Source organism: Brevibacterium sp. Mu109 (genome assembly GCF_900169375.1).
Classification (GTDB): domain Bacteria; phylum Actinomycetota; class Actinomycetes; order Actinomycetales; family Brevibacteriaceae; genus Brevibacterium; species Brevibacterium yomogidense_A.
This window is the reverse complement of sequence record NZ_FXZF01000108.1, coordinates 1-1,152: the sequence shown is the minus strand read 5'-3', so window position 1 is coordinate 1,152 and position 1,152 is coordinate 1. Positions and strand designations below refer to the sequence as shown.

At 58.6% G+C, this 1,152-nt stretch carries 2 protein-coding genes; both read left to right on the top strand.

Translation table 11 applies throughout. From position 1 onward, the window contains the following. Positions 1–354: 354 nt before the first annotated feature. A complete protein-coding gene (locus tag BSP109_RS16695) occupies positions 355–660 on the top strand; it encodes a transposase (RefSeq protein ID WP_009381361.1) in 306 nt (101 codons plus the stop codon). 79 nt (positions 661–739) lie between these two features. Continuing rightward, positions 740–1,152: IS3 family transposase (locus BSP109_RS16690; RefSeq protein ID WP_146001233.1), on the top strand; the 413-nt coding region annotated here is incomplete at its 3' end.

Sequence of the window (1,152 nt, the reverse complement as noted above, 5' to 3'; positions counted from 1 at the left end):
CTTAGTGAACTATACAGTGGTGGCTGAACCACCGTCAATCCTTGCCCACTTTCCGGTCGTCCCAGTTCCTTGGTAGTGGGACACCGAAGACGAGCAACCTCATCGATCGGGCCAGAACCTGATTTTCCATCCCATAAGTAAGGCCCAGAACAACGTCCCATACATTCCGTACAGACACGAAGATTGGTACGCTGGGCGCATGGAATTGGGGTACGCGCGGGTTTCGACGGTCAAACAAGACTTGGATCGACGGATCGATGCTCTGACCCAGACCGGAATCGCGGCCGAACGGATTGAATCGCCCCGGGGATAATAGAGGCAGGGAGATTGGAAGAAGGAGATTCTCTCTTGCCAGTGAAATACACCGACGAACTCAAGGCTCGCGCCGTCGAACTCGTCATTCATGCTCAGGCCGATCCGGAGACGGCGAACGGGGCAATCACCCGTGTCGCCGGCGAGCTCGGTCTGAGCAAAGAGACCCTGCGAGTCTGGGTCCGTAAGCACAAAGACTCCGGCAAGGCCACACCGACTGAGTCAGTCGATTTGGAAGCGGAGAACCGTCGGCTGCGGGCGGAGTTGGCTGAAGCGAAGCGGGCCAACGAGATCTTGAAGAGAGCGTCGGCTTTCTTCGCGGCGGAGCTCGACCGCCCATCGAAGTGATTGTCGTCTTCATCGACGACAATCGTCACGAGTCGAGCCAATCGTACGCGCCCTGTCCGGGACTGCGGCACGGATTGCTGTGAGCTCGTATTACGCGTTCAAGAAACGCGAACCATCGGCCAGGGCCCGCCGAGACCAGGCGCTGATGGTCGTCATCCAGGATGTCTATGAGGCGACCTACTCGCGTTACGGGGTGCGGAAGATGTGGAAGGCGATCAACCGCGAGTACGCGGATCAGTTCGGCACGGTGGAGCGGTTGATGCGCCAGTTAGGCATCGACGGTATTCGACGCAGGAGGAAGCGCCCGAAGACGGCTTCGGCTAGGGCTGAGGAGTGTCCGGATGATCTTGTCGAGCGTGAGTTCGCAGCACCGGCACCCAATTGTCTATGGGTCGCGGACATCACCTATGTTCCGACGACTGCTGGGTGGGTATACACGACGTTCATCCTCGATGTCTTCCACAGGGAGATCGTCGGCTGGCAGGTGACGAA